Genomic DNA, 19,628 nt, shown 5'->3' on the forward strand with positions numbered 1-19,628 from the left:
GGAGAAGGACGTGCGCAAGGATCGGGTCATGACCATGGCAGGCGACTCGCTCGGGCTTCCGCCGGTGCTCCGCGCCGATGGAAGCCCGGCGCGGGTGCTCGTCGTCGACGACGAGGTGCCGCTGGCCGGGGCCGTCGCGCACTCGCTGAGCGTCGACGGCTGGGCGGTGCAGGTCGAGAACCGTGGCCGCGACGCGCTGCTCGCGGTGCGCGAGTTCCAGCCCGACATCGTGGTGCTCGACATCATGATGCCTGGCATTGACGGGCTCGAGACGCTGGACCGCATCCGGGCCATCCGTCCCGAGGTGCGGGTGCTCTTCCTCACCGCGTTGGACGGCCACGATGACCGGATCGCCGGGCTCAGGGCCGGGGGAGACGACTACCTGACCAAACCGTTCGCGGTGCCGGAGCTGCAGGCCCGAGTCCGGGTGCTGGCCCGCACTGCGACGGCGATCGCCCAGCCCGCGGCATCCGTGTTGCACGTCGGCGACCTCGCCCTCGATAAGGCGGCCGTCGCGGCCTCTCTCGATGGTGAGCCGCTCGACCTGACTGCGACCGAGTTCGAGCTGCTGCTCCTGCTGGCGAACAACGCCGGCCGGGTGCTGCGTCGCCCGCAGATCCTCGAGGCGGTGTGGGGTTACGACTTCGGTGCCGATTCGAATCTCGTCGAGGTGTACGTGTCGAGTCTGCGCCGCAAGCTCGCGGTGAGAGAGTCGGTGCGGCTCGAGACTGTGCGCGCGGTCGGCTACGTGCTGAAGGTGGTCGCACCGTGACGCGTGCCCGCAGCCTGCGTCTGCAGATCGTGCTGATCGCCTCGGCACTGGTCGCCGCGGCGAGCGTGATCGTGGGTGTGGTGTCGGTCGTCTCTCTGAACGACTATCTGCTGGGTCAGCTCGACGACCGGCTCGTGAACACGGCGCAGCGCGGCGCGAACATCGTCGGCGGTCTGCGCCCGCCGGGAGCGCCTCAGCCGCCCGACGGATCTCAGCCGAGCAGGGACGATCTGGTGGGCGCCCCCGGGCAGCCGCCCGGCACGGTGTCGGCCGTGTTCCGCGACGACGAGTTCGTGATCGGCGGCTGGATCGACGCCGAGGGCCAGCGGCACGACCTCTCCGACGTGCAGCAGAAGCAGCTGGCGGCCGTGCAGCACGACGGCGACCCGATCACCGTCGATCTGGGCGGTGACCTCGGCGCGTACCGAGTGGCGTCCCGCACCGCGGGCAGCGACGATGTCGTCGTGAGCGGCCTCTCGATGGAGCCGGTCACCTCGGTCACCGCGCGGCTCACGACGGTGGTGATCGTGGTCGGTCTCGCCTGCATCCTGCTCGCGATCCTCGCCGCCGCTCTCGCCATGGGCCGCGCGCTCCGGCCGCTGCGTCGGGTGGCGGGCACGGCCGCCGAGGTGACCTCCGTGCCGCTCGGCCGCGGCGAGGTGACGCTCGCGCCGCGGGTAGACCAGGACGACATCGCCTCCACAGCCGAGGTCGGGCAGGTGGGCGCCGCGCTCAACGACCTGCTCGATCACGTCGAGCGGGCGCTCGCCGAGCGTGAGGCCGGCGAGCAGGCGACGCGCCGGTTCGTGGCGGATGCCAGTCATGAGCTGCGCACGCCGCTGACCAGCATCCGCGCCTATGCGCAGCTGTCCGAGCGCGCCGGAGTCGAACCGGAGGAGATGCGCGGCAACGCCGCGCTGATCGACGCGGAGGGCACCAGGATGAGTTCGCTCATCGATCAGATGCTGGTGCTCGCACGACTGGACGCGCTGCCCGCGATGACGCGCACCGATGTGGATCTGCGGATGCTGGTCGCCGAGGCCGTCGCCGCCGCGCGGACGGCCGGACCCGATCACTCCTGGACGATGGAGCTCGGCGAGGATGCGGCGATCGTCAGCGGCGATGCCGCCGACCTGCGCCGTGTCGTCGACAACCTGCTCGGCAATGCGCGGCTGCACACGCCGCCCGGCACGACGGTTCAGGTGCGCGTCTCGGCGGATGACGGCACCGTGACGCTCACGGTCGCCGACGACGGGCCCGGCCTGCCCGGTGATCTGGCTGCGTTCGACCGCTTCGCGAGAGGGGACGCCTCCCGCTCGCGCGAGGAAGGCGGCGGTACGGGGCTGGGCCTCGCGATCGCGCGTGCCGTGGTCGAGGCCCATGGCGGCACGATCGACGCGGTCCCGGGAGACGGCGCGACGTTCGCGGTCAGCCTGCCGGGAGCCTGAGCCGCGTGCGGAGGGCTACCGCCCGCCAGGACGAAGGAAGTTCAGCTCGAGGATCCGTCGCGCGGCGCGGTTGACGTGGCTGATGGTCCGCGCCGATCAGTCGCCTCCTGCGGGAGGATCCCGTGGCCCGCGGGGCGATCCCGCCTTCGGCTGAGACCGACGTGGGGAGTCGCCGCGGGTCTGCTGCGGCGACTCCCCACTGGAGAGGACCGGTGCAGGTCAGCGGCGGCCCTGCCCGTTCGACGACGGATGCGGCAGCCGGACCTCGGTCACCACGGGCAGGTGATCGGAAGCGAGCGAGGGGACGACCTTCGCGGCGATCGGCGTCACATCGTCTGAAGTGAGCACGTAGTCGATGCGCCCGATGGGGTTGTCGCTGTCGAAGGTGTAACCGGGGCCGTCGCCCACAGCCGCCCAGGCATCCGACAGCACCCGGGTGTACACGTCGTACTCCGGGCTGTCGGGCTCGGCGTTGAGGTCACCGGTGAGCACGACGGGCATTCCGGCGGCCTCGGCGTCCTGCGCCTTCTCGGTGAACACGGCGGCCTGGTCGAGGCGCCCCTGCTCGCTCTGGTGGGTCAGGTGCGTGTTGAAGTAGCGCAGCTCGACGCCTCGGATGAGCACGTCGGCCTGAGCCAGACCGCGCTGCTCCTCGCCGGGCAGCAGCGGCAGCGGCGTGTTCTGGCAGTCCTTCAGGGGGTACGACGAAAGAATCGCCGTGCCGTACTGGCTGCGCTCGGTCTGACCGGGGGCCGGATCGAAGTCGAGGTTCACGGAGTAGCAGTACGACATCCCGAGGCGCTGCGCCAGCCAGGCGGCCTGGTCGACATAGCCGGAGCGGGCGCCGAAGTGACGGTCGACCTCCTGAAGGCCGATCACCTTCGCGTCGGTGCTCTCCAGAGTCTGCGCGACCCGCTCGAGGTCGACGACGCCGTCGGGGCCCTCGCCGTGGTGGATGTTGTACGAGGCGACGGTGATCGTGCGCTGAGCTGCATCGGACGCCGGTGGCGTCGCGGCGATCGCGGGGGCGGAGCCGAGCGCGGCGATGCCCGCCGCGGCGATGCCGAAGGTGAGCAGGGAGGGGAGGCGTTTCATCTCTGGGATCCTTTCCGGCCGCGCGGGTGCGCGGATGCGCCACCAGTAAAGCGCTTTCCAGTGTCCGGACGGTGAATTGCGCATGGCGGGTGTCCGGATCCGCTCGGCCTCCATGCGCCCGCTCAGCGCGTAGCCTTGAGGGGTGACTGCGTACGTCTCGGCCTTCGACCTGTTCTCCATCGGTGTGGGACCTTCGAGCTCCCATACCGTCGGTCCGATGCGCGCTGGAGTCGACTTCGCCGCGCGCCTGCGCGCCGAAGGGCTGCTCGAGAGGGTGGAGCGCGTCACCTGTGAGCTGTTCGGCTCGCTCGGGGCGACCGGACTCGGCCACGGAACGCCGGACGCCGTGCTCGCCGGCCTGCAGGATCTGCACCCCGAGACGTGCGATCCCGACGACGTGCGCGCGCTCTGGAGCACCTGGCCGGAGGGTCGTGACCTGCTGCTCGCAGGTGAGCGCAGCATCCCGTTCGCGAAGGACGACGTCTCGTTCGTGCCGCGCACCCGCCTGCCCGGCCACCCGAACGCGATGACGCTGCACGCGCTCGACGCCGACGGCACCCCGGTGCTCGAGCAGACCTACTACTCGATCGGCGGCGGCTTCATCCGCCGCGACGGTGAGGAGGCGCGGGTCTCCGCCGCGGTGCAGCCCTACCCCTACGACACGGCGGAGGAGCTCCTCGCGCTGTGCGACGAGAATCGGCTGTCTATCGCCGAGATCGCCCGTGCCAACGAGATGGCCAGTCGCAGCGAGGAGGACGTCGCCGCGGGACTCGACGCGATCTGGGACGCCATGTACTCCTGCGTCGACTCGGGCCTGCACACCGGCGGCACGCTGCCCGGAATGCTCAAGGTCAAGCGCCGGGCATCCGACATCCGGGAGCAGCTGGAGTCGGCCGAGTCCGACGGGCACGCCCAGATCCCGGGCGAGTGGCTCGGTGCGTTCGCGCTGGCCGTGAACGAGGAGAACGCCGCGGGCGGTCGCGTCGTCACCGCGCCGACCAACGGTGCCGCAGGCATCCTGCCTGCCGTCGCGATGTACTGGTGGCGCTTCCTCGCCGACTCCGGTCTCGGCGCCGGCAACGCGGTCACGCCCTACGGCGAGCTCGTCGGCAGCGCACTGCTCGGGTTCGGCGCGGAGGCCTCACTGGTCGCGGTCGGCGCGCTCGACGACCCGGACGCCGTCGCAGAGGCCAACCGCCGCCGCGGCATCCGTCGCTTCCTGCTCACCGCCACCGCGTTGGGTTCGCTGTTCAAGGCGAACGCGTCGATCTCGGGTGCCGAGGGCGGCTGCCAGGCCGAGGTCGGCTCGGCGTGCGCGATGGCCGCCGGCGGCCTGACCGCCGTGATGGGCGGCACGGTCCGCCAGATCGAGAACGCCGCCGAGATCGCGATGGAGCACCACCTGGGCCTCACCTGCGACCCGATCGGCGGGCTCGTGCAGATCCCCTGCATCGAGCGCAATGCGATCGCGGCATCCACTGCCGTCACCGCTGCGCGGCTCGCGCTGCGCGGCGACGGGCACCACTACGTGTCGCTCGACGCGGTCGTCGAGACCATGCGCCAGACCGGGCTCGACATGTCGACGAAGTACAAGGAGACCAGCGAGGGCGGCCTCGCGGTGAACGTCATCGAGTGCTGAGCGGCTCCGCGGTCAGCAGCACAGGAAGTCATCGTCGCCGTCGTCGGCGCCGGGCGCGCACTCGTCGCACAAGTCGGACAGGTCCTCCTCGACATCGTCCGCCCTCGGCGGATCGCCCTTGACGACGCGGTACTGGATGTCCTTCGTGCGCGTGGACCGGTCCTTGCACTGCACCGTCAGCCGCAGCTGCACCTGGAACGAGTCCTGCATCTCCATGGAACCGAGATCGTTCGCCACGAACTGGCAGGGATCGCCGTTGCTGTCCTGCACGGTGTTGCAGTTGCAGTTGTCATGGGGCTTGAAACCCGGCTCGACCTTCTCACCGTGCAATCCCTCGCAGAGCGGGCACGCATCGCCGGCCGCGATGAAGACGAATGCGGTGGTCATCGCCGCGCCTCCAGAGAACGGGCGATCGCCTTCGCCATCGCGTCCTGGCCCGCCGCCGTCGACGGGATGCTGGGGAACCTGCGCTGCACGGCGAACTGAGCGACCCTTCGCCCGAGCTGACCGCGGTTGAGCCGGGTCACGCGCCAGCGCGTTCCGTCGGCGACCAGGTCGTCTCCGCGCCGCGGCACGAGGGTCACGACGGACGCCGGAAGCCGGTAGGTGCGGCGCACGAACCGGCCGCCGGAGAAGTCCAGGAACCTCGAGGCGACCTGGTAGTCGCCGTTCGCGTAGGTGCGCACGAACACGAGCACGTCACGGGCATCCGGAGCATCGGTCACCTGTCTCGTCGTCATCGGTGCCGAGGTCAGCGGCGGGAGCGTGTCGCCCCGCAACTCGCTGAGATCCTTCGCCATCTGCGGCCGTCCCGCCAGGACCACATCGGTGGCGACCAGCGCCCCGGAGCGATGCGGCACGACATTGCGCACCCGCGTGAAGCCGAGTTCGGGGTGATGCACCTCGACGGTCAGTTTCGTGCCGAGCGCGAGGCGGACGGCGCGGAAGCGGCCGCGTTGGTCTGTGAGGAGGGTCTGCCCCGCGATCGAGACGGCCGCGCCCTCGACCGGGGTGCTGTCACGGAGGCGCACGTTGCCGTTCACGACCCCGGTCTGCGAGAGCCGCATGGCGTCGATCGACCAGCCGGCCGCGGTGTCGGAGTCGATCCGCGGAACCGCGGCGAGCACGCGGCTGGGCAGCCAGGTGCGCAGCTCGTCGACGCCGTTCACGCCGGCGTCCGCCAGCATCCCGGCGTCAGATGCGGACAGCCCGTCGATCTGCACCAGCTCGGCGATCGCCTGCCACCGCAGGATCCCTTCGCGGGTGAGTCCGGGCATCCGCCGCATCAGGGCGTTCCGCTCGGTGCGCAGCAGGTCGTCCGTGGTGTGCAGGCCCAGGGCGGCGAGCCCGTCCCTGTCGCCCGCAGAGATCCCCGGAATGTCGTCGATCGCGGCCATGGCGTGCCTTCCGATGCGTGCCTGCGCGCTCACTGTATGCCCGTGCGAGGACGACGGTCAATGACGAGGATCGGTGACTTCGCCGAGTTCACGGCGCGCGGTCATCACAGGACGGATGCTCCGGCGGTGACGGTCGACGGCCTCGCGGTGAACGTCATCGAGTGCTGAGCGGGATGCCCCAGCGCGTCACTTCTTCGCGCGGCTGCGGTTCCAGGCGAGCCAGATCGCGGTGACGATCAGCGCGCCCACCAGCGAGCCGATGATGCCGCTCGGCCGGAGCTCCAGGCCGTCGCCGCTGAGCAGGCTGATCAGCAGACCGCCGACGAAGGAGCCGATCAGTCCGGCGGCGCAGGCCAGCGCCCAGTCGACCTTCTTGCCCTTGCTGCTGCCGAGCAGCCACTGGGCGGCGGCGCCGATGATCATGCCGAAGAGGATGAGGCCGATGATGAGCATGAGCGCCATCATATTGCGTGCGCGGCAGTCTGCCCGACGCAGCCGTGCGACGCGCAGCGGGCTCGGCGCGGTTCATTGACCGCGGCGTCCGCAGGGCGCACTATTCAGACATGACGGATGCACCGGCGGTGACGGTCGACGCCCTCACGGTGAGGCGCGGGCGCCGCACCGTGTTCGACGGGCTGGACGTGGCGATCCCGCATGGTGAGATCACCGGACTGCTCGGCCCCAGCGGATGCGGCAAGACGACGCTGCTGCGCGCGATCGTGGGCGTGCAGAAGGTCAAGGGCGGCACGGTCACCGTGCTCGGCGAGCCCGCCGGATCGCGCGGGCTGCGCGACAGGGTCGCCTACGGCACGCAGGGCGCCGCTGTGTACGGCGACCTGACCGTGCGGCAGAACCTGCAGTACTTCGCATCCGTACTCGGTGCACCGCGCGGCGACGTCGACCGGGTGCTCGACGAAGTAGGGCTGCGCGACCACGCGAAACAGCAGGTCGTGGATCTCAGCGGAGGGCAGGCCGGGCGGGTGTCGCTCGGTGCCGCCCTGCTCGGCAGCCCCGAACTGGTCGTGCTGGACGAGCCCACCGTCGGCCTCGATCCCGTGCTGCGCAGCGAGCTGTGGGGCATGTTCCGGCGGATAGCGGATGCCGGGACCACGCTCATCGTCTCCAGCCACGTCATGGACGAGGCGCGGCGCTGCGACCGGCTGCTGCTCATGCGCGACGGCCGGTTGATCGCCGACACCACGCCGGCGGCGCTGCTGGAGGACACCGGAGAGCCGGATGCCGAGGACGCGTTCCTCGCCCTCATCGCGCGCGACGAGAAGCAGCATCCCCCGACGCGGCGCTCACAGCGGGGAGCGGCGTCGTGAACCCGCGCCGGATGCTCGCGACCGCCGGGCGTGTGCTCGGGCAGCTGAGGCACGATCCGCGATCGATCGCGCTGATGGTGGTCGCGCCCAGCCTGCTGGTGGGCCTGTTCGCCTGGCTGTTCACCGATCAGGACGGCGTGTTCGACCAGTTCGGCGGGGCGATCCTGGCGCTGTTCCCGTTCATCGTGATGTTCCTGATCACTTCGATCACCACGCTGCGTGAGCGCCGGTCCGGGACGCTCGAGCGGCTGATGACGACGCCGCTCGGCAAGGCGGACTTCATCCTGGGATACGCGCTGGCGTTCGGACTGATGGCGGTGCTGCAGGCCGTCATCACCGTCGCGTTCGCGGTGTACGTGTGCGGACTGAACGTGGACGGCCCGCTCTGGCAGCTGGGCCTGGTCGCAGTGGTGGACGCCGTGCTCGGTACGGCCCTGGGGCTGCTGGCGAGCGCGTTCGCGCAGACCGAGTTCCAGGCCGTGCAGTTCATGCCGGTGCTCGTGTTCCCGCAGATCATCCTGGGTGGGCTGTTCATGCCGCGCGACCAGATGCCCGACGTGCTCTACGCCATCTCGGACTGGCTGCCGCTCAGCCATGCGATCGACGCGATCAATGCGGTGACGGCGGGGGACGAGGGCTGGGACGTCTGGGCGCCGGTGCTGATCGTTGTCGCGTTCGCCGTCGCGTTCCTGGTGCTCGCTCCACTCACGCTGCGCCGCCGGACACCGTAGGCGTCGGAGCGACGGGTCCGATTCCCGCCAGCAGCGGCCGACTCCGCCTGCTGGAATCGATCCATGACCACCCGCACGCCCCTCCCCGCCCCTTTCCGGCGGTTGTCAGCGGCGAGCGTGCTCACGCTCTCCGCCGAGCAGCTCGCCCTGGCGGCCGCCCCGCTGGCGGCCGTGATCATCCTGGGCGCGGGCGCGACGGAGACTGCGCTGCTGCAGGTGGCGCAGACGCTGCCGTTCCTGCTGCTGGCGATCCCCTTCGGGCTGCTGGTCGATCGCCACTCGCCGCGCGGATTCCTCCTCGGCGCCGAGACGCTGCGCGCGGTCACGCTTGTGAGCATCGTCGCGCTGCTGCTGCTCGACGCACTCACGTTCCCCGCGCTCCTCGTCCTGGGCCTGATCGGTGCGATCGGCACGGTCGCCTTCAGCGTCGCCGTGCCTGCGACCGTGCCCACGCTCGTGGCTCGAGAGCGCCTTGTCGACGCGAACCGCTGGATCGAGCTCGGGCGGAGCACCGCCTACATCGCCGGCCCGGCGCTCGGCGGCGCGCTCGTGTCGTTCGCCGGTGCGAGCACCGCCTTCGTCGTGGCCACGGTCGTGTGCGCCGCCGCCGTCGCCCTGCTCTCCCGGGTCGCCCTCCCCGATCGACCCGCAGCGGCGTCGCGCGGGCACGCGATGCGCAGCCTCGGTGAGGGACTCCGCTTCGCGTTCGGGAACGACCTGCTGCGACCCATGGTCCTCACCTCGATGATCTTCAACATCGGCTGGTTTCTCGTGCAGGCGGTCTTCGTGGTGCACGCGATCGACAGAGTCGGCATGACTCCGGCGACGGTCGGCATCGCACTCGGCATCTCCGGGGTCGGCGGCGTGCTCAGTGCCTTCACCGCGCGCTGGCTCTCGGCCCGGATCCCCCTCGGAGGCCTGATGCTGCTGGGCCCGATCGGCGGATTCCTCGCGGCGGTCATTCTGATGTCGACGCTGTGGATCCCGTCATCCGCGATCATCTTCGTATCGTTCTTCCTGTTCGGGTTCGGTCCCGTGCTGTGGTCGATCTCGACGACCGCGCTCCGCCAGGCCGTCACCCCGCTGCCGCTGCTCGGGCGGGTGTCGTCGCTGATGATCGTGTCGACCTATGGCGCCCGTCCGCTCGGGGCCGGGCTGGCGGCGATGATCTCGGCGCTCGTCGGACTGGACTGGTGTCTGGTGGCGGCGGTGGCGGTCTTCGCCGCTCAGCTCATCGTCGCGCTCGCCTCACGGCTTCCGAGTGTCCGCCGCCTGCCCGAGCAGGATCCGGAATCCGAGAGCACCGCGGCGGTTTCGCGCGCGCACTGAGTGCTCACGGCATCGGGCTCGTGCGCTCCACCACGACGTCGCGCTGCGGGCCGTAGTGGAACGGCGAGACGACGAACGCCGTGACGGCCACGAGCGCGAGAGCCGACATCGTGATGCAGACACGCGACATGATGACGGGCGTCCGCGGGCCCGCCGCTCTGCGCACGAGGAGGTACACGACCCAGCCGAGGAGTGCGCCGGCGGTGTTGACGATCAGGTCGGTGGTGTCGAAGCTGCCCGTCGAGATGAGGTGCTGCACGGCCTCGAGCACGAGACTCGCGCCGAGCGCGGCAAGACCGGCCCGCCACCATGACCATCTCGGCGCGATGGCGCCGAGGAACAGCCCGAAGGGCACGAAGAGCACGAGGTTGATCGTCATCTCGGCAGGTGAGTTCGCGCCGGCATCTCCGCTGGCGACGAACGGGATGAGCTTGACGGGCCTGCCCAGCCCCGCGGCCTCGCCGATCCACGGCACTTCGAGCTTCCACAGCACGACCCACACGAGCAGCACGAGATAGACCGCGAACGCGCCGAGCAGGATGCCGCGACTGCGGCGTGAACGGTTCGGCGGCGAGGAGATCACAGTGCATCCTCTCGCGACATCCTCGGAGCCGCCAGGGACTCAATCACGAGCGGCGCGGTTCTTCGTGTGCCGCGTCGGCGCAGCGGCCCACGGATCCTCGGGCCATGGATGCTTCGGATACCGGCCGCGCATCTCCGCGCGCACCTGCGCGTAGGGGCCGGACCAGAACGATGCGAGGTCGTCGGTGACGGCGAGCGGCCGTCCGGCGGGGGAGAGCAGATGGAACAGCACGGGCACGCGTCCGCCCGCCAGGCGCGGCGTCTCGGCCCAGCCGAAGCACTCCTGCAGCTTCACGGCGACGACCGGCTTCGCCGTCGCGTCGTCGATCGGCGGGTAGGAGATGCGGATGCGGGAGCCGCTGGGCACCTCGATCAGTGAAGGCGCCAGTGTGTCGAACTCCGCCGCGGTGGGCCAGGGCAGCAGGCGGCGCAGAGCGGATGCCAGGTCGATGCGGCCCGCCGGGGTGCCGGTGGCGAGGGCGTCGATCTCGGGACCGAGCCAGGTGTCGAGGGCGTCGGTGAGCGCAGCATCCGACATGTCCGGCCACGGGGAGCCGATCGCGCGGTGCAGCAGGGCGAGCCGGCGGCGCAGCTCGTCTGCGGCATCCGACCAGGTGAAGACGCCGAGGCCATCACGGCGCAGGGCGCGCTGCACGGCTGCACGGCCCTCCTCGGCCGTCGCGCGCACCGGCACCGAGGCGCGCACGATCGCGCCGACCCGGCGCTCGCGGCGTGCGGCGACGCGGCCCTTCACGAACCCGGCTTCGACGCGGTCCGTGATGAGGTGGTCGGCGGCCCGCTCAACCTGGGCCTCGGTGATGGCGGCAGCGGCGCGGATGATCGCCCCGGAACCGGCGGCGGCCCTGCCGGACGCGCGCGCGACATCGGCGACGGCCAGCCAGTCTGCTCCGGCGAGGGCGCCACGCACGCCGGCTCTCGTGCCGGACGCCAGCAGGAACGTCGCGCCCTCCGCCGTGCGATCGACCCGCCGCGCGATGCGAGCCGGAAACGCGAGCCCGATCACGAGGCCCGCGTCGTCCACGCTTCCGCCAGGCCGCCATCCTTCTGATGCCCCGGTCTCATCAGTTGCGGGTGTGCCGGGCCGGGACCCGCGTCCGTCGGGACCGGAACCGGGAGGGGATGCCGGCGCGAAGCGCCGCAGGCGCCGGGCCTCCTGCGCCCAGCGCCGGGCATCCGGCCCGCGGCCGTTCCGCAGCGCGACGATCGCGGCGGCGACGTCGATGTCGGGCACGCGGATGTCGCCACCGAGCAGCGCGACGACCTCGGAGGCGAGCTCCACACCGACCAGTTCGGTGCCCTCGAGCAGTGCGCGGGCGAGTCGCGGGTCGACGGGGATGCCGGCCAGGCGGCGCCCCTCGGGGGTCGCCCTGCCGTCGTCGTCGGTCGCGCCGAGGTCGTGCAGCACGCTCTGTGCCTCGGCCAGCGCATCGGCGGGCAGCGGGTCGATGAGCCTCAGCCCCGCGCCGCCCGGTGCACCCCAGCAGGCCAGCAGCAGCGCGGCATCCGCGAGATCCGCCGTCGCGATCTCGGGCGCCGGCCGCGCGGGAGCCGCCGCGTAGGTGCGCTCGTCGACGCAGCGGATGACGACTCCGGGTCCCTGCCTTGTGGCGCGGCCCGCGCGCTGCACGCACGACGACCGTGCGGCACCGGCGGTGACGAGCCCGCTCATGCCGCGGGCGGCGTCGCGCTGCGGGAACCGGGAGAGGCAGCTGTCGACGACCAGGCGCACGCCGGGCACGGTGAGTGATGACTCGGCGAGCGAGGTCGTTACGATGATGCGCGGTGGCTCGCCGGCCGCGCGGCCGCGGATCACGGCATCCTGCTCGGCGGCCGGGATCTGCCCGTGCAGCTCGCGCACGTCGAATCCGCGGGCCTCCTCACGCAGGCGGCGGGCGATCTCGGCGACCTCCCATGCGCCGGGGGCGAAGACCAGGGTGTCGCCGGAGTCGAGGTCGCGGGCGCCGGATGCCGCGGTGCGGGCGACATGGTCCAGGAAGCCGCGCGTGACTCCTCGCTCGTCCAGCCGCGGCACCTGGCTCGGCGCCCAGCGCTCGGCGAGCGGGTGCGCCGGAACGCGGTGCTCGACCACCGGGGCGGGGTCGCCGATCACCTCCGCGATGCGCGCGGCGTCGAGCGTCGCCGACATCGCGATCAGCACGAGATCATCGCGCAGCTCCCGCACCTCGCTGAGCAGTCCGATCAGCAGATCGGTCTCCAGTGCGCGCTCATGCACTTCGTCGAGGATGACCGCGTGCACGCCGTCGAGGCCCGGGTCATCAAGCATCCGCCGCAGCAGCACGCCGGCCGTGACGAACTCGACCCGGGTGTCGCTGCTGACGGAGCGCTCGCCGCGGACCGTGAACCCGACCCTGGTGCCGAGCGGCGAGCCGTCGAGCTGTGCCAGACGCCGGGCGGCCGCGCGCGCGGCGACACGGCGCGGCTGGGTGACGACGATGCGCCCCGTCGCGCGGGAGGCGAGCAGGGGAGGGACGAGTGTGGTCTTGCCCGTGCCGGGCGGCGCGCTGACCACGACGGCCGAGCTCGAGTCGAGCGCGGCGCGCAGGTCGTCGAGGGCGCCCGCGAACGCGAGCCCGTCGCCGATCCTCGCCAGGTCGAAAGTCACCCGTCCAGTCTCTCGCGTCCCCGGCATCGGTCAGGAATCGAGAAGCCCCGCCTGAGCCGCGTTTCTACGCTCGAAGCATGAACATTCACAGCATCACCATCGAGGTTCCGGAGGACGAGATCCCGGCCTCGGAGTCCTTCTACCGTGACGCTCTTCGCCTGGGCGACCGCGTCACCGTGCGGGCGGGCGACGAGCCGAGCTCCGGCTTCCGCGGCTTCGCGCCCTCTCTCATCCTCGTGCAGCCGGGTGACGTCGACACGGTGATCGCCCGCGCGCTCGCCGCAGGCGCCCAGGTACTCAAGCCGGTCGCGAAGAGCCTGTGGGGCTACGGCGGATCCTTCCGGGCGCCGGACGGCACGACGTGGCAGGTCGCCAGCGCCAACAAGACCGCGACCGGGCCGGCGACCGGCGAGATCGAACGGGTCGTGCTGCTGCTCGGTGTCGAAAAGGTCAAGGCGAGCAAGAACTTCTACCAGGAGCAGGGCCTGACGGTCGCGAAGAGCTTCCCCTCCTACGTCGAGTTCGACACCGGCGCGGTCAAACTGGCGCTCTACAAGCGGGCGGCACTCGCCAAGCAGGTCGGGTGCGACGCCGCCGGTACCGGGGCGCACCGCCTGGCCGTCGACGCCGACGGGGCGTTCACCGACCCCGACGGCTATGACTGGATCCAGGCACGCGTCTCCGAACGAAAGGCAGAGAGCTGATCATGACGACCGTGAGCTGGACCGACACCTCCCTCGACGGACTCGAATCGTCGCCGGTCGCGCCGGCTCTGGCAGGGCTGCGCGCCAACGAGGCCAGGTACTTCGCCAACAAGTACGAGTCCGACTACGTCACGTCGACCCCCGCCGAGAGCCCTGAGGTCGTCGCCTGGACCCTGGAGATCCTGCGCAGCGAGCGCGGCATCGAATTCACCTCGCCCGTGCTCGAGGTGTTCGTCTACAACGACGACGAGCTGTTCTGGCCCTCGCTGTACTTCACCGACGGACTGGCGGTGAACGTCCTGTGGACCAAGGCCGAGGGCGGCAAGCGGGCCGTCGGCTTCAAGCTGAGCGAGGGGATGGCCCCGCCCGTCGAGCTCGATGCCTTCAAGTGGGTGCGCCAGCGGTCCAAGCTCGCCGGCGAGATCCGTGGCAGCTACTTCGTCATCAAGGGCGAGCACCCGCTGCCTCCGGCCGCCGCGTAGAAGGTCCGGACACACGGAGCACGGCCCACGTCACCCAGGACAGGAGATTCGCCCAGGACAGGACGGATCGCGCGCAAGCATCCTGTTTTCGCCGATTCTCCTGTTGCGGGTGGCGCGAACAGTACTTCCGGACGCACGAAGGGCGCGGATGCCGCAGCATCCGCGCCCTTCGTGTCTGCGGTCAGTCCTCGGGGGCGACCTCGACGGTCTTCGCCGGGCGTGCGGGGGCCGCAGGAGCGGCTTCCTCAGTCGCCTGTGCGACGCCGGCGCCGAAGCCGCGGCCGACGGCCTGGCCCTGGATGATCGCGGCCAGGTCGAGGCCGGTTGCCGCATTCACGCTGTCGAACACCGCGCGCATGGCCTTGGCGTTGTCGCCGCCGACGACACTGGACGCACCGTCCTCGCCGGAGCCGCCGATGATCGACACGTTGCCGATCGTCGCGTAGCCCTTGGCGAACTCGCCCATGATCGCGGGCAGCACCTCGAGCACGCGCTGCGACAGGAAGGCCTCCTGGTTCGAGGCGATGGCCTTCGCCTCGGCCTCGACGGCGGCCGCGCGGGCCTCACCCTCGGCGCGGATCGCGGCGGCCTCGGCCTCAGCGCGCACACGACGGGCGGATGCCTCGGCGTCGGACTGCGCGCGCAGCGCGTTGGCCTCACCGGCGGCCTTGGCCTCGGCGGCCGCGGCCTCACCGGCGGCGCGGGCCTTGTCGGCCTGTGCCTGCTGCTCGGCGATGCGTGTGCGGGCCTCTGCCTGCTTGACCTGTTCGATCGCGGCGGCCTCGGCGGCCTTCTCGCGGGTGAACAGGTCGGCCTGGGCCTTGGTCTCGGCGTCGTAGCGCTGCGCGTCGGCGACGCGCTTGACGTCAGCATCCAGCTGGGCCTGCTTGTTCTCGGCCTGCTGCTGCAGAACGGCCTGCTCGGCCTGTGCGCGAGCGAGGTGCTCCGCCTGCTCGGCCTCGGCGCGGGCGCGCCCGATGCCGGCGTTGGCGTTGGCGGTGTTGGTGTCGAGCGCGGTCTGCTCGATCAGGTTCGCCTCGTTGTTGGCGATGTTCTTCTGGTTGATAGCACGGTCGGCGTTGGTCTGCGAGATCTCGGCGGCCTGGCGCTTGGCCTGGATCTCGGGTGCGCCGAGCGACTGGATGTAGCCGACCTTGTCGGTGATGCCCTTGATCTGGAAGGAGTCCAGGATGAGGCCCTGCTCGGCGAGCTCCTGCGAGACGTCGGCTGCGATCTGGTCGGAGAACTTCTTGCGCTCTCGCATGAGCTCCACGACCGAGAGGGTCGCGACGATGCCGCGCAGGGCACCCTCGAGCTGCTCGGTGGTGAACTGCTCGATGGCCTTGTCCTGCGAGGCGAAGCGCTCCGCGGCGCGGCGCACGTACAGCGGGTCGGAGCCGATCTTCACGATCGCGACGCCGTCGACGTTCAGGGTGACGCTGTCGAGTGACTGCGCCTCGGCGTTCAGCGACACCTGGCGCGAGCGCAGCGAGATGATCTCGTGGCGCTGCGTGATCGGATTGACGACGGCCTTGCCGTTCACGATGACCGTGACCGGCGACTCGGCCATCTCCGAGCTGGTGCTGCCGTCGCTGTTGACGACGGCGCGCTGCACCTTCTGCTTGCGACCGGAGATCACGAGCGCCTCGTCGGCGCGTGCGACCTTGATCCAGCTGCGTGCGAACAGTGCGACGATGCCGACCAGCACGACGACGAACGCGAGTGCGATTCCGACAGTGATGAGGATTCCGACGAGCGCGGCGATCTCCAAGGGGCCCTCCAGCCTGAACTCCCCAGCGGAGTCCCTTGCCGACCACCTTGCCAGAAAGCGAGGGATGCTGCAGATGGGGAGAACTGCCCTGTGGATTACAGCCCGCGGAGCTTCTCCGTCAGGGCGAGCAGAGTGCGCTGCTCGTCGGCATCCAGCCGAGACATCTTCTCGGCGATCGAGCGGCCGTGCGAGGCGGCCAGCACGCGGAATGTGCGCGCGCCGTCCTCGGTGGCGGTGAGCAGCGAACCGCGGCCGTCCTCCGGGTCGGTGGCCTTCGTGATCAGGCCTCGGCTGACCATCCGGTCGACGAGGCGCGAGACGCTGGGCTGGCTGATGAGCATGTTCGCAGTGACGTCGCGCAGCCGGGCGGTCATCTCGCAGGAGCGCACGACGGTGAGCAGTACGTCGTACTCGGCCTGGGTGACGTCGGCACCGTCGAAGTCGGTGATCATCTCGGCGAACAGCTCGTGCTGGGCGCGGAAGAGGCTCTCCCACGCCTGCAGGGCGAGCTGGCGGTCGGTCATCATCACAGATTAGCGCGGACAAGATTGAGGGCCGGTCGGAGAGGCTCCCGACCGGCCCTTGTCCCTTGCACCAAGAGGTCCTGCAATCACATGCGGTGGATGCCACAGCAAACATTCACCGTGCGATCACTCTATAACGGCGAGGTAACGAAAAGCAACGGTTTGATCACGGAAATGTCGGGCTCGGTCCGATCCGGCGGTTCGGTGTCGAAACGGCCCCAGGTCGTTCGTGGTCTTGATGACCGGATGAGACGCGTCCGGTCAGATCGGGAAGGACCTGTCACATGTACATCGACCCGATGGGGGCGATCCTCATTCACCGTCTCGAGACGGAGCAGAACCTGGTCAGGGCTGAGCGACGCCGTCTGATCGCCGAGCGCGACGCCGAGCGGCGTAGTACAGATGAAGAGATGCAGCACGAGGCCGCATCCGTCGAAGGAGACAAGCGCATGACGAAGTTCCGACTCTTCCACCTCGCGTCATGACCCTGTCCCAGGGCAGTGAGTCCGATGTCGCGGCGGCGATCACGCGCGTGCACCGGGACGAGTGGGCGCGGATCGTCGCGGGACTCACGCGGCGATTCGGCGACCTCGATCTGGCGGAGGAGATGGCCGCGGATGCGTTCGCGGCGGCGGTCGAGAACTGGCCGGATCACGGCATCCCGCCCAACCCGGCCGGGTGGGTGACCACCACCGCGAACCGCAGGACGATCGACCGGCTGCGGCGCGAGGCGCACCGGGAGGACAAGCATCGGGAGGCGATCATGCTGCACGACCCGGACCTTGCACCTCCGGTCGGCATCATCGAGGATGATCGCCTGCGGCTGCTGTTCATCTGCTGTCACCCGGAGCTGTCCCTGGAGGCGCGTGTGGCGCTGACGCTGAGGATCCTCGGCGGGCTCACCGTCGCCGAGATCGCCCACGCGTTCCTCGTCCAGGACACGACCATGGGGCAGCGGATCAGCCGGGCGAAGGCGAGGATCAAGTCCGCCGGCATCCCGTTCACGATCCCCGCGGCGGAGGATCTCCCGGCCCGTGTCGACGGAGTCCTCACCGTGCTGTACCTGATCTTCAACGAGGGGTACCTCGCCACCGGACCCGATACGCCGCCGATCCGGCGGGAGCTCACGGCCGAAGCAATCCGCCTCACCCGGCTCACTCGGGTGCTGCTGCCGGAGGATCCCGAAGTGGCGGGGCTTCTTGCGCTGATGCTGCTCACCGAGGCACGGTCCGCAGCGCGCATCTCGGCCGATGGAGAGCTGGTGCGGCTGGACGAGCAGGACCGCGGCGCCTGGGACAGGGCGCTCATCGCCGAAGGGCTGCAGCTGCTCGATGCGGCGCCGAGCGCCCGCCCCGGCCGGTACTCGCTGCTCGCGGGGATCAACGCCGTCCACGTCACGGCTCCGCACGCGCGCGACACCGACTGGGCACGCATCGTCACCCTCTACTCCCGACTCGAGGAGGTCGATCCGAGCCCGATCGTCACCCTCAACAAGGCCATCGCCATCTCCGAGCACGACTCACCGGATGTCGCACTCGCCATCGTCGACCGCCTTGCCGACAGGCTCGACGGCCTCCACGCCTTCCACGCAACCCGGGCGGAGCTGCTGCGCGCGACCGGCCGATCCGCAGACGCGCGAATCGCCTACGACCGCGCGATCGAGCTGGCCGGGAACACCGCCGAGACCGCACACCTCATCCGCCGACGCAATCAACTCGCAGCACCGAATGGAGCACGATCATGAGCAGCAGGTACCTCGTCATCCACATGTCCGACTCGACCGGCACCGAACTGCCGCAGCACGAGGACCAGGCGATCCTCGAGCGCTGGGCGGCCGAGGGCAACGCCGACGGCCGTCTCGGTGAGGGAGACCCGGTCGCCGGCCCCGAACAGGCGAAGTCCGTCGCTGTCCGAGACGGCCAGACCCTCATCACGGACGGGCCGTTCCCGGAGTTCAAGGAGTGGTTCGCCGGCTACGACCTCATCACCGCCGACTCGATCGACGAGGCCGCGGAGTTCATGGCGAAGCATCCGAGCGCCGTCCTCGGCCGCATCTACATCCTGCCGCTGGTCAAGCTGCCGTGGGAGCGCGACTGAACCGACGTCTTCCCCGCCGCATCGCGCCGTGCTAGACAACGCACATGGGCCTGCGCGGGTGGTACCGATCGACGGGGGCGGATCTGCCGTTCCAGAGTCCGCTGCCGGCGCATCCGGGCGTCGCGATGGAGGGCTACTTCTGGCGCATCACCGATCCCTCGAACGGCCGGGTGATCATCGCGCTGAACGGCGTCAACCGCGGCCTGCACGGTCCGTGGGCGACTCTCGGGTTCGCCGCGCACCCCGGCGGGTTCCTGCGCGTGGCCGAGCATCCGACGGCATCCGCGGATCGTGTCGGCGTCGGGGCGCACGCCGGCGAGGCGTTCCACGGCAGCGACCGACGCCTGCAGGTCGACCTCGGGCCCGACGCCCGCCTCGACGTGACGATCGACGATCCGCTGCTGTGGCCGCATCGCGCGTTCGGCGGGTCGAGCATCTTCCAGTCCGTGCCGGCGCTGAACCAGTACTGGCATCCGTGGCTGCTCGGCGGGCGGGTGAACGGCACCGCGACCCTGGGCGACGAGACATGGGAACTGCGCGACGCGCAGATCTACGCCGAGAAGAACTGGGGTCGCGAGGGGTTCCCCGACTCCTGGTGGTGGGGGCAGGCGCAGGGCTTCGCCGAGCGGGGCGCCTGCGTGGCGTTCGCCGGCGGGCAGGTCCATTCCGGTCCGATCCGCACCGAGGTCACGGGTCTTGTCGTGCGGCTGCCCGGCGGCGGCAGGGTCATCCGGCTCGGCAATCCCGGCATCAGCCCGGTGCGCGCGACGGTCGACGACGAGCAGTGGATGCTGCGGGGCCGGGGCTACGGGTGGGCGATCGACGTTGCAGGCACAGCGCCGCGTGGCGCATCGTGCGTGCTGCCGGTGCCGCTGCCCTCTCAGGAGCGCAACACGGCCGGCGCGCTGGAGCACCTGGCGGGCACGCTCGAGGTGACCGTTCGGCGCAGGGGAGCGGTCGTGTGGTCGGGCAGGTCGACGCTGGCCGGTCTGGAGCACGGCGGTCTGGAACGGGCGCGCGCGGAACTCGTCCGCCGCGGCACGGACGCCTCGGCGACCCACGCTCCGCCTGTCGAGGGCTGACTCAGC

Annotated in this window: 20 protein-coding genes; 12 read left to right on the plus strand and 8 right to left on the minus strand. The window is 70.6% G+C overall.

Going from position 1 to position 19,628, the window contains the following annotated elements:
- The first annotated feature begins 28 nt into the window (after positions 1–28).
- Both ACFVDO_RS11695 and ACFVDO_RS11700 read left to right on the plus strand, forming a co-directional pair.
- Positions 29–772: a response regulator transcription factor gene (locus tag ACFVDO_RS11695; RefSeq protein ID WP_378855553.1), complete on the plus strand. Its 744-nt coding sequence runs from the start codon at positions 29–31 to the stop codon at positions 770–772.
- Positions 769–2,220 (plus strand): sensor histidine kinase, encoded by a 1,452-nt coding sequence (locus tag ACFVDO_RS11700; protein ID WP_378855555.1) that lies wholly within the window; start codon positions 769–771, stop codon positions 2,218–2,220. The genes ACFVDO_RS11695 and ACFVDO_RS11700 overlap by 4 nt, the downstream gene beginning before the upstream one ends.
- Positions 2,221–2,439: 219 nt before the next feature.
- On the opposite strand, the gene ACFVDO_RS11705 is transcribed toward ACFVDO_RS11700, so the two are convergent.
- Positions 2,440–3,315: an endonuclease/exonuclease/phosphatase family protein gene (locus ACFVDO_RS11705; protein WP_378855557.1), complete on the minus strand. Its 876-nt coding sequence runs from the start codon at positions 3,313–3,315 to the stop codon at positions 2,440–2,442.
- 142 nt (positions 3,316–3,457) lie between these two features.
- Between ACFVDO_RS11705 and ACFVDO_RS11710 the strand changes: the two genes are divergently transcribed.
- The gene (locus tag ACFVDO_RS11710) at positions 3,458–4,954 is read left to right on the plus strand and encodes an L-serine ammonia-lyase, iron-sulfur-dependent, subunit alpha (RefSeq protein WP_378855559.1); all 1,497 of its coding nucleotides are present in this window, start codon (positions 3,458–3,460) and stop codon (positions 4,952–4,954) included.
- Positions 4,955–4,966: 12 nt separating this feature from the next.
- Here ACFVDO_RS11710 and ACFVDO_RS11715 read toward each other — a convergent pair whose 3' ends face one another.
- The 3 genes from ACFVDO_RS11715 to ACFVDO_RS11725 all read right to left on the minus strand — a co-directional run bounded on the left by ACFVDO_RS11715 (position 4,967) and on the right by ACFVDO_RS11725 (position 6,804).
- A complete protein-coding gene (locus tag ACFVDO_RS11715; RefSeq protein WP_378855561.1) occupies positions 4,967–5,341 on the minus strand; it encodes a hypothetical protein in 375 nt (124 codons plus the stop codon).
- Complete coding sequence (locus ACFVDO_RS11720; protein WP_378855563.1) at positions 5,338–6,384, minus strand: DUF4332 domain-containing protein; 1,047 nt, start codon at positions 6,382–6,384, stop codon at positions 5,338–5,340. Before ACFVDO_RS11720 ends, ACFVDO_RS11715 begins: the two co-directional genes overlap by 4 nt.
- A gap of 153 nt (positions 6,385–6,537) precedes the next feature.
- Positions 6,538–6,804 (minus strand): GlsB/YeaQ/YmgE family stress response membrane protein, encoded by a 267-nt coding sequence (locus ACFVDO_RS11725; protein WP_378855565.1) that lies wholly within the window; start codon positions 6,802–6,804, stop codon positions 6,538–6,540.
- 110 nt (positions 6,805–6,914) lie between these two features.
- Between ACFVDO_RS11725 and ACFVDO_RS11730 the strand changes: the two genes are divergently transcribed.
- The 3 genes from ACFVDO_RS11730 (at position 6,915) to ACFVDO_RS11740 (ending at position 9,736) form a co-directional block, all read left to right on the plus strand.
- On the plus strand, positions 6,915–7,676 hold the full coding sequence (locus ACFVDO_RS11730) for an ABC transporter ATP-binding protein (RefSeq protein ID WP_378855567.1): 762 nt from the start codon (positions 6,915–6,917) through the stop codon (positions 7,674–7,676).
- Positions 7,673–8,407: an ABC transporter permease gene (locus tag ACFVDO_RS11735; RefSeq protein ID WP_378855569.1), complete on the plus strand. Its 735-nt coding sequence runs from the start codon at positions 7,673–7,675 to the stop codon at positions 8,405–8,407. Before ACFVDO_RS11730 ends, ACFVDO_RS11735 begins: the two co-directional genes overlap by 4 nt.
- Before the next feature lie 63 nt (positions 8,408–8,470).
- Positions 8,471–9,736 carry an MFS transporter gene (locus ACFVDO_RS11740; protein WP_378855571.1) on the plus strand — a complete coding sequence of 422 codons (1,266 nt, stop codon included), beginning with the start codon at positions 8,471–8,473 and terminating at the stop codon, positions 9,734–9,736.
- Positions 9,737–9,740: 4 nt separating this feature from the next.
- Here ACFVDO_RS11740 and ACFVDO_RS11745 read toward each other — a convergent pair whose 3' ends face one another.
- Both ACFVDO_RS11745 and hrpB read right to left on the minus strand, forming a co-directional pair.
- Positions 9,741–10,319 carry a VanZ family protein gene (locus tag ACFVDO_RS11745; RefSeq protein ID WP_378855573.1) on the minus strand — a complete coding sequence of 193 codons (579 nt, stop codon included), beginning with the start codon at positions 10,317–10,319 and terminating at the stop codon, positions 9,741–9,743.
- Positions 10,320–10,358: 39 nt separating this feature from the next.
- Positions 10,359–12,989 carry an ATP-dependent helicase HrpB gene (hrpB, locus tag ACFVDO_RS11750; RefSeq protein ID WP_378855575.1) on the minus strand — a complete coding sequence of 877 codons (2,631 nt, stop codon included), beginning with the start codon at positions 12,987–12,989 and terminating at the stop codon, positions 10,359–10,361.
- A 50-nt stretch (positions 12,990–13,039) separates the two neighbouring features.
- Here hrpB and ACFVDO_RS11755 point away from each other — a divergent pair, with 50 nt between their 5' ends.
- Both ACFVDO_RS11755 and ACFVDO_RS11760 read left to right on the plus strand, forming a co-directional pair.
- Positions 13,040–13,666 carry a glyoxalase gene (locus ACFVDO_RS11755; RefSeq protein ID WP_378855577.1) on the plus strand — a complete coding sequence of 209 codons (627 nt, stop codon included), beginning with the start codon at positions 13,040–13,042 and terminating at the stop codon, positions 13,664–13,666.
- Positions 13,666–14,148, plus strand: a complete 483-nt coding sequence (locus ACFVDO_RS11760; RefSeq protein ID WP_378855788.1) for a phage tail protein — start codon at positions 13,666–13,668, stop codon at positions 14,146–14,148. Before ACFVDO_RS11755 ends, ACFVDO_RS11760 begins: the two co-directional genes overlap by 1 nt.
- A gap of 181 nt (positions 14,149–14,329) precedes the next feature.
- Here ACFVDO_RS11760 and ACFVDO_RS11765 read toward each other — a convergent pair whose 3' ends face one another.
- Complete coding sequence (locus ACFVDO_RS11765; RefSeq protein ID WP_378855579.1) at positions 14,330–15,919, minus strand: SPFH domain-containing protein; 1,590 nt, start codon at positions 15,917–15,919, stop codon at positions 14,330–14,332.
- A 95-nt stretch (positions 15,920–16,014) separates the two neighbouring features.
- The gene (locus tag ACFVDO_RS11770; protein WP_378855581.1) at positions 16,015–16,443 is read right to left on the minus strand and encodes a MarR family winged helix-turn-helix transcriptional regulator; all 429 of its coding nucleotides are present in this window, start codon (positions 16,441–16,443) and stop codon (positions 16,015–16,017) included.
- 284 nt (positions 16,444–16,727) lie between these two features.
- On the opposite strand from ACFVDO_RS11770, the gene ACFVDO_RS11775 reads away from it, so the two are divergent.
- Genes ACFVDO_RS11775 through ACFVDO_RS11790 form a run of 4 tightly spaced genes read left to right on the plus strand, consistent with a single transcriptional unit; the run spans position 16,728 to position 19,622 of the window.
- Entirely contained in the window at positions 16,728–16,928 is a 201-nt protein-coding gene (locus ACFVDO_RS11775; protein ID WP_378855583.1) for a hypothetical protein, read from the plus strand.
- A complete protein-coding gene (locus tag ACFVDO_RS11780) occupies positions 16,925–18,187 on the plus strand; it encodes an RNA polymerase sigma factor (protein ID WP_378855585.1) in 1,263 nt (420 codons plus the stop codon). Before ACFVDO_RS11775 ends, ACFVDO_RS11780 begins: the two co-directional genes overlap by 4 nt.
- Complete coding sequence (locus ACFVDO_RS11785; protein ID WP_378855587.1) at positions 18,184–18,540, plus strand: YciI family protein; 357 nt, start codon at positions 18,184–18,186, stop codon at positions 18,538–18,540. Before ACFVDO_RS11780 ends, ACFVDO_RS11785 begins: the two co-directional genes overlap by 4 nt.
- Before the next feature lie 44 nt (positions 18,541–18,584).
- Entirely contained in the window at positions 18,585–19,622 is a 1,038-nt protein-coding gene (locus ACFVDO_RS11790; protein WP_378855589.1) for a tocopherol cyclase family protein, read from the plus strand.
- Positions 19,623–19,628 lie beyond the last annotated feature (6 nt).

This window comes from Microbacterium sp. NPDC057741, assembly GCF_042798735.1.
GTDB lineage: Bacteria > Actinomycetota > Actinomycetes > Actinomycetales > Microbacteriaceae > Microbacterium.